Below are 7,656 nucleotides of genomic sequence, written 5' to 3'. Positions count from 1 at the left end.
TCTTTTTATTTTAAAGGAGAATAAATCCTAGCGGTAAATTAGTACGCTAATATTGATTTTTATAAAATTACATTTCTTATTCATTGGAGTTTATTATTATGTTTAAATCTATTTTGATTGCAATTGCATTATTATTTTCTACTGTTAGTTTTGCTCAAACTTGCCCTGGTCCTGTTGGTTGTTTAGAACCAGTTGGTCCTAGTGAAATTTGTTTACCTTGGGGTTGTTCTCCAGTTACTTATTTAACAGTAGATAGCAATTTTGTAATTGCAATTTCTCAATTACCTATAAATTCTGGTTGTGAAACTGGATTCGGTCCTGCTCCTACTCCTTCTTGTATTTATTATAAAGTAATGGGTTGGGCAGGTCCTTGTTCTGGTGAATTGCACACTTGTCAAAATATTAAAGTGCAAGCTTATGATGATATGCGTACTAATTTATTAAGAATCAATAGAAGTTTTTGGGCTGCTGGTGTTTATAATTAATAGGTAAAAATATGTCCCATATTTTAGTAATATGGGACTTTAATTTGGGAGAATTTGATGTCATATTTTAATAAACAATTTTCTTTAATTTTAAATGAAATAGCTCCAACTCCAAATGACTTGGAAAATTTATATTCTTATATAGCTACTTTAAATAAATCAGATGCGATAAAATTATATAAATTATTTAATGTAGATGTTGGTACTATTGATAATTTAAAAATTGCATTAGATAGACTATCAAATAATGCAAATATTAGTCCTATAACTATTAAAAATTGGATAAAAGATGGAATATTAGGATTAGATTCTGAAAGTTTATCAAGATTAACAAAAATAATGAAATCTGATGTTTCTAATTTAGTTGGAGAAACTCCTTTCTTAAAATTAGTTTCTAATTTAAAACAATATTTGATAGATAATCCAAGAACCGATTCATTTAATAAATCTGCATTTATAAAATCAGTAAATCATATAATTGATGATCCAGAATATATTTCAAAAGGAAAAGCAGCTTTAAATGCAACTAAAGAAGCTGCAAAAACTGGTGCTAAATTTGCAGTTGAGAATCCAAAAAAATCTTTAGGAGCTTTTTTATTAACTCCTGCTATTGGATTTTTATCTTATATATTTTTAAAAGGTCCAGATGAAGAAGAAATTCCTAAATTGGATACTCCTACGATAGATAAAGCTAAAGAAATTATTAAATATATTGATGAACCAAAAAAAGTTGCAGAAATTGCTAAGACAAGTAATATTCCACAAATTTCAATAGTTCCTAAGATAGTAACAAAAGCAACAGAAACTTTTAATAAAGAACCAGAAACTTCTTCATTATGGAAACAGATTACAGATATTGCTAGTGATTATTCTACAATTTCATATTCAATTTTATTATTAGGAGCAATTGGAATTATATATACTAAATTCCATTCAAAAAAAGGAGAACCAGATGTTATTAGAAATGCTGGAAGAAAGTAGATTATTATATTATTTAGGAAGGACATATAATGGTGGAATAAAAACAGGAAAAACTGCATATTCTGCAGCAAAACATTTTGTGAATTTTAGCAAATCCGCCGCCCATGAAATAAATTCGGCCTATAATTATTTAACTCCAATTGAACGAATAGAAAGAAGAATTCAAAAAGTAGAAAGTAAACTATACGCCGCCAAAATAGCAAAACATAATGAAAATATTACAAAATATCAATCTAAATTGAATTTATTATTATCAAAACAAAAAGACATACAGAAAGATTTAATAAGACATAAAGAATCATATATAGCAAAAACAAAACTTCTTCAATTAAAACTAGATGAATTAAATAAAAAAAATCAACTTGGAGATGGCCTTCCATCTCCAGATCCCCAAGTTGATAAATTAACTAAAGAGTTAAATTCTAGGAAAAGATTTATGAATAATATGGGATTGAAAATTTAAATGTCATTATAGTGATCCAATCCACTTATAATTTCGTGTATTGTATTTAAATGTCCAATTGATCTTTCTATTTCTATAGTTAATATCTTTAATATTAATAAATTATTAATATTTTCTTTAAATTTTTTTTCAACAATATCATTTACTTCTTTGATTTTATTTTCTAATTTCCAACTGCTTTTTATTATAATTATTTTAGAATGAAGAATAATTCCTTCTTTACTATAAATAATATTATTATTTAATATAGTATAATCTTTTTCTAATTTAAATTCATAATTATATTTTTCAAAATTATCTTTTATTTTTTCTTTAGGAACATGTAATATATCAGATACGTTATACTCCGAGAAATGAAATGTTGTGTCCATTTTTTTATACCAATATTTTCAATTATTAGTTATTATAAATTTTTCAATTTTGTTTCTAATATTAATTATGCTACCATCATATATTTGTAGGAATGTATTATAACTAGTATAATCTATTTCAAAAAGCATATCTTTAGTTTCAGTTGTGATATATAAATTAGTAATATTGAATGATTGTTTTTTAAAATAAAATTCGTCTTTTTCTGGAATATAATATATCCCAATAAAATAATAGTTATCCAATAGTTCAACTAATTTATTATTTTTTCTAATTTTGTTATTATTGATACTATTTAATCTTCTGAAAATCTTAACTAAAAATTTATAATGTTCTGGAATAAAAGCAAAAGTATTACCATGTTCTGGTTTGAATATTTTTTCTATTTTTTTTATATTATTAATATTATTAACTACCAAATCAAATAATTTTTGATATCTAGATATTAAAGTTGATTGTATAATTTTTCTATCTGCAAAACAAGGAAAATTATCAATAATATAATGTTTAATATTTAATTTTTCAAATTCTATTTTTAAACTAGCATCTGTTGTTTTAATATCAGCATATAAAGAATAAAAATTATTCCAATAAGTTACTTCTATTTCGAGTATGTTTTTATAAGTAAATTTAAAGGTATCTTCCTCCATAAGAGTCAATTTTTTATTTTTCCTTTACAGTTTCCATAATAATAATCATTATTTCTTGCAGCTATTCTTTCACAGTTATTTTCTATTGCATTCAATTCAATAGCTGTTTTGTGTTCCAAATATAAATATGTAGTAGTACAGGACGTAATCGCTATAGAACAAATTAAAATAATTATAACAAAAGCTTCTATATGTTCGTATATTAAAGAAAATAGATTCATCATAATTTTCCTATTGACATTAAAAAAAGTATTACTAATCATAATTATATCTGTATATACATTCTATCAAAACGTGGAGATTTCAATGTCTTTTATTACTATTAATGACCATTTTCGTGTCGAAATTTGTGTTGAAGAAAGTCTAGGTTCAAATTACTTGACTTTTAAATCTCAAGTAGATAATAATTCTGGACAATTTAAAATAATTAATATGATGAAAATTCCATTAAATAAATTGGATATTTTAATTGATGATTTAAATAAAATTAGAGAAGAACATTCTTGAGAATTTTATGGAAAATAATCTCAGTGATCATGCTTTAGAATATTTAAAATGTAGACAAAATCCTTTTTATTTTATTTATAATTATGTAGAAATTCCCGAAATTGGCGGTAGTTTGAAATTAGCAGATAATATTCTTCATAGTAAAATGAAAAGAGTAGTTAGATGCACCATCAAATATAATAGAGTAATATTGATGGCAAGTCGGCAATTAGGGAAAGCATTAAGTGTAACCACCCCAATCCCAATGGCAAATGGCGGTTATAAATTAATGGGGAATTTAGAAGTAGGAGACATGATATTTGACGAGAATGGAAATCCAACAGAGATTATAGCAACTACAGAAATAATGTATGAAAGACCTTGTTATAGAATAAATTTTGATAATTTCGAATCTATTATTGCAGATGAAAATCATTTATGGAATATTTCTAATACGAGTTTAAAATTTGAAAATGAAATAAAAACAACAAAAGAAATTTATGAATTAGAAGAAAAAATAAGTAAATATAAAAAACCAACCTCTTGCAGAATATCATTGCCAGAAAGTGTTAATTATAATAATAAAAAAGAATTATTATTAGATCCTTATTTACTTGGACTTTGGTTAGGGGATGGAGCAAAAGATGTAAATGTGATCTCATGTTTAGAAACCGATTATATTGAATATTGTGAATTATTAGAAAATGAAGGATATGAACTAAGTGGATTTAATTTTACAAAAAATTCAAATAATATATCTGGAAGATTTACTATTTATGGAATTCTTCCTATTTTAAGAGAAATGAAATTGTTAGGAAATAAACATATTCCTAAAAATTATTTATGTTCCTCTTTAAATAATAGATTAAATTTATTAAGAGGATTAATGGATTCCGATGGGTATTGTATGCCTGGAGGAACTTGTCAATTTTCTCAAAAAGATTTTAAATTATTAACTCAAGTTAGACAATTATTAAATAGTTTGGGATTGAAAAGTAAATTATCTAATAAAATTATAAAAAATCAAAAATATTATACATTAACATTTACTACTGAAAAATACTATGTTTTTAATTTACAAAGAAAAAAAATAAGACAAGATAAAGATAATTATAAAAATGAATGTTTAAATGTATATATCAAATCTATAGTAAAAGTAGAATCTGTTCCAGTTAGATGTATTCAAGTTTCTAATTCGAGTGGTATGTTTTTGTGTGGGGAAAGTATGATTCCTACACATAATTCAACCATTGCAGGTGCATTATTATTATGGGCAACTAATTTTTATGCAGGATTACCAGCAGTTATTTTGAATATGCGACAAGTAGCTGCTTTAGAAAATTTAAATAGAATTAAATTTATGCATTCCAAATTACCAGACTGGTTAAGATCTCCAGTTAAAGGAAGAGCAGAAAGAAAAACATATTTTGAATTACAAAATGGATCAATAGTAAGAACATTTTATCCTTCTTCATCTACTCCTGCAGATCAATTAGCGAGATCATTAACTGCTCCAATATTATATATTGATGAATGTGCATTTATTAATCATATTGGTTTAGCATATCGTTCAGCACAACCAATTTTATCAAAAGCAAGAGAACAAGCAATTAAGAATGGATATCCATATTTTATTTTATTAACTTCTACACCAAATGGAATATATGGAAATGGAAAATTCTTTTATGATTATTGGGAAAATGCAATTGATTCAGATGAAATATTTGATGAAAATGAAAATATAGTTGCTAATGTTGATGATTTTTTAAATATTAAAGAGAAAAATAAATTTATTAGAGTTAAATATCATTGGTCAGAAGATCCTACTAAAGATGAACAATGGTATGACATACAAAAACAAGAATTGAATCATGATATAAGAGGCATTAATCAAGAATTAGATTTATTATTTATTGGTTCTACTACTTGTATTTTTACAGATGAATTTCTTTCTAATTTAAAACCAAAAAAACCAATAGAATTAGTTAATTTAAGACATGCTTCTAATTTAAAAATTTATTCAGAATTGAATGATAAAGATTTCTATTTAATTGGAATAGATAGCGCCAAATCTCTTACTGGAGATTTCTGTTCTATTGAAATATTTAGTTATAAAAACTTTATTCAAGTTGGTGAATTTTTTGGTAAATTAGGTTCCTTAACTAAATTTACTGATATTATATTTGATGTATTAACTTATTTGGGAATTAGAGTAAATCATAGAATTTTACTATGCATAGAAAATAATAGCGTAGGTGCTGCCGTAATTGAAAATATTGAAAATGAAGGAACATATAGTTCTTATATTTATTCAGATAAAGCTGATAAATTTATTACTGGATTAAATACTAATACAAAAACCAAAGACTTTATGATATCATTATTTTATGATTATATTAATAATAATCCAGGACATATTAAATCTGCAGATTTGATTGGTCAGTTATCGGTAATAGAAAAGAAATCAAATGGTTCTATTTCTTCTAAGAATGGATATCATGATGATTTATTTATGGCTTCTTGTTTTTGTGCATATGTTAAAAAACAAACTATATTAGAAATAGAACATCTTATAGAATTTGATCAAGAAATTATAGATAAAGAAGATGAATACTTAATTACGAATGTAGCTTATAATAATAAACCTGAAAATTCAAATAAATTTTCATTATTTCCAAATGCGGAATCCTATTTATATATCAATGATCATCTGCAAGAAGAGAAAGATGATATGTCAGATTATGAGGATGGTTCTGATTTGATAGATTTTATTAGTTTGTGAGGTAGATATGAGTCAATTTGACGATATCAGAAATTCAAGAAATTTTAATCCTATTTTATTAAATCAACAACAAAATAAAAATAATAATAATATTAATTCAAATTTTTCTGGAATAAATAATAAAATTCCAAGATTTGAAAAAGTAGATAAAGTATTTTTAAATACAATCGAAGATGGATTTGAAAGTATTTTTAAGAAAATAAATAAGAGTTTGGATGCCAAAATAAATAAAAGTTTGGCAAATAAACAAGATAAAATTATAAAAGAAAAATATGGAATATCTCTTAATACTGGTAATCTATTGTTGAGATCTGGTTCTGATTTAATTTCATCTGCTGTTGGATTTGAAAATAAGTTATTAACATTATTGGCTGGTTCTCATGATGTATTAACTTTTATTGGAAAAGAAATATTTCAAATTAGAAGTACAGTTTCTGGAAAAAATATTGCAAGTGAAAATAATACAACTTCAATATTAAAAGAATTAGTTACTTATAATAAAGCAAAATATTTGAAAGAAAAAGTCAAATCAGTATTTCCTAAACTTTCAAATAGACAATATGATGATCCGACTGTAATTATTAAAAATTTATTAAAACCATTAATTGGAGTTGGTGCTGCAGTTGGTACTGGTGTATTTGGTGCGACTTCTCCATTATTAGGTACTGCTGGATTGGGAGTAATGGCAAATGCAGGAGTATTAGCAGCATTACCTATTGCATTAGCATTTTTAGTCGGAAGAGTTAAAAAAATAGGGACAATTAAAAAAATACAAGATTCAGAAATGAATGACTTTTATAAATTAATACCAAAAGGAAATAAGTTTACTGATTTACTTACTGGAAGTATAAAAGATACTCGTACTAAACAACAAGATATTTATGGATTCACTAAACAAAGGTATAAAGGATTAGCAGATTTGGCTGGAACTGCTTCATCTGCTCAATCTCGTTCAATTCAGGATAGATATTTCTCCCGCGTAGAAAGAGAAATGAAACTATCTAAAATTGGTATGAGATATACTGAAGCAAAATTAATGTCAACTTCTTCCAATATATTATTAAGAACTGGTGGAGCTACGACATTTGAATCTAAGATGTTGCTATTAACAGCTTCATCTATGGATTTGCATAGAATCATTGCAGAAAAATTATCAATAATGCAATTGGGATTAGTAGGAGAAAATTCTCAAGGATTTGGACGAAGTAAGCAGAGTTTATTAGGATTTTTAGAAGATACTTTAGAAGTAAAAAGAAATGATAGGCAGACAGTAAATACTATTGCTTTAATTAAAAATATGTTTAAAGGCACAGTAAAAGGGGGAATTGCTGGTGCTGGTGTTGGGACTCTATTTGGAGGTCCATTATTTGGTTCTATAGTTGGAGCATCTTTGGGTGCAGCTTTACCATTTTTATGGAGAATGGTCCCTGCGTTATTACA

At 25.4% G+C, this 7,656-nt stretch carries 8 protein-coding genes; 6 read left to right on the top strand and 2 right to left on the bottom strand.

The window, feature by feature from the left end; genetic code table 11:
* The first annotated feature begins 98 nt into the window (after nt 1-98).
* Genes IPH62_19965 through IPH62_19955 form a run of 3 tightly spaced genes read left to right on the top strand, consistent with a single transcriptional unit; the run spans nt 99 to nt 1,929 of the window.
* A complete protein-coding gene (locus tag IPH62_19965) occupies nt 99-485 on the top strand; it encodes a hypothetical protein (protein ID MBK7107548.1) in 387 nt (128 codons plus the stop codon).
* Nucleotides 486-542: 57 nt separating this feature from the next.
* Complete coding sequence (locus IPH62_19960) at nt 543-1,466, top strand: hypothetical protein (GenBank protein ID MBK7107547.1); 924 nt, start codon at nt 543-545, stop codon at nt 1,464-1,466.
* Nucleotides 1,438-1,929 carry a hypothetical protein gene (locus IPH62_19955; protein ID MBK7107546.1) on the top strand — a complete coding sequence of 164 codons (492 nt, stop codon included), beginning with the start codon at nt 1,438-1,440 and terminating at the stop codon, nt 1,927-1,929. Before IPH62_19960 ends, IPH62_19955 begins: the two co-directional genes overlap by 29 nt.
* On the opposite strand, the gene IPH62_19950 is transcribed toward IPH62_19955, so the two are convergent.
* Both IPH62_19950 and IPH62_19945 read right to left on the bottom strand, forming a co-directional pair.
* Nucleotides 1,926-2,300, bottom strand: a complete 375-nt coding sequence (locus IPH62_19950) for a hypothetical protein (GenBank protein ID MBK7107545.1) — start codon at nt 2,298-2,300, stop codon at nt 1,926-1,928. The genes IPH62_19955 and IPH62_19950 overlap by 4 nt on opposite strands.
* A gap of 18 nt (nt 2,301-2,318) precedes the next feature.
* The gene (locus IPH62_19945; protein MBK7107544.1) at nt 2,319-2,957 is read right to left on the bottom strand and encodes a hypothetical protein; all 639 of its coding nucleotides are present in this window, start codon (nt 2,955-2,957) and stop codon (nt 2,319-2,321) included.
* Nucleotides 2,958-3,254: 297 nt separating this feature from the next.
* On the opposite strand from IPH62_19945, the gene IPH62_19940 reads away from it, so the two are divergent.
* The 3 genes from IPH62_19940 to IPH62_19930 all read left to right on the top strand — a co-directional run.
* Nucleotides 3,255-3,455, top strand: a complete 201-nt coding sequence (locus tag IPH62_19940; protein ID MBK7107543.1) for a hypothetical protein — start codon at nt 3,255-3,257, stop codon at nt 3,453-3,455.
* 7 nt (nt 3,456-3,462) lie between these two features.
* The gene (locus IPH62_19935; protein ID MBK7107542.1) at nt 3,463-6,216 is read left to right on the top strand and encodes a hypothetical protein; all 2,754 of its coding nucleotides are present in this window, start codon (nt 3,463-3,465) and stop codon (nt 6,214-6,216) included.
* A gap of 7 nt (nt 6,217-6,223) precedes the next feature.
* The coding region (locus tag IPH62_19930) for a glycine zipper family protein (GenBank protein ID MBK7107541.1) at nt 6,224-7,656 on the top strand (1,433 nt) is incomplete at its 3' end.

The organism is Ignavibacteriota bacterium, assembly GCA_016708125.1.
Taxonomy (GTDB): domain Bacteria; phylum Bacteroidota; class Ignavibacteria; order Ignavibacteriales; family Melioribacteraceae.
Note: the sequence above shows the minus strand (reverse complement) of the source record. Positions and strands in the feature narration are given on the sequence as shown.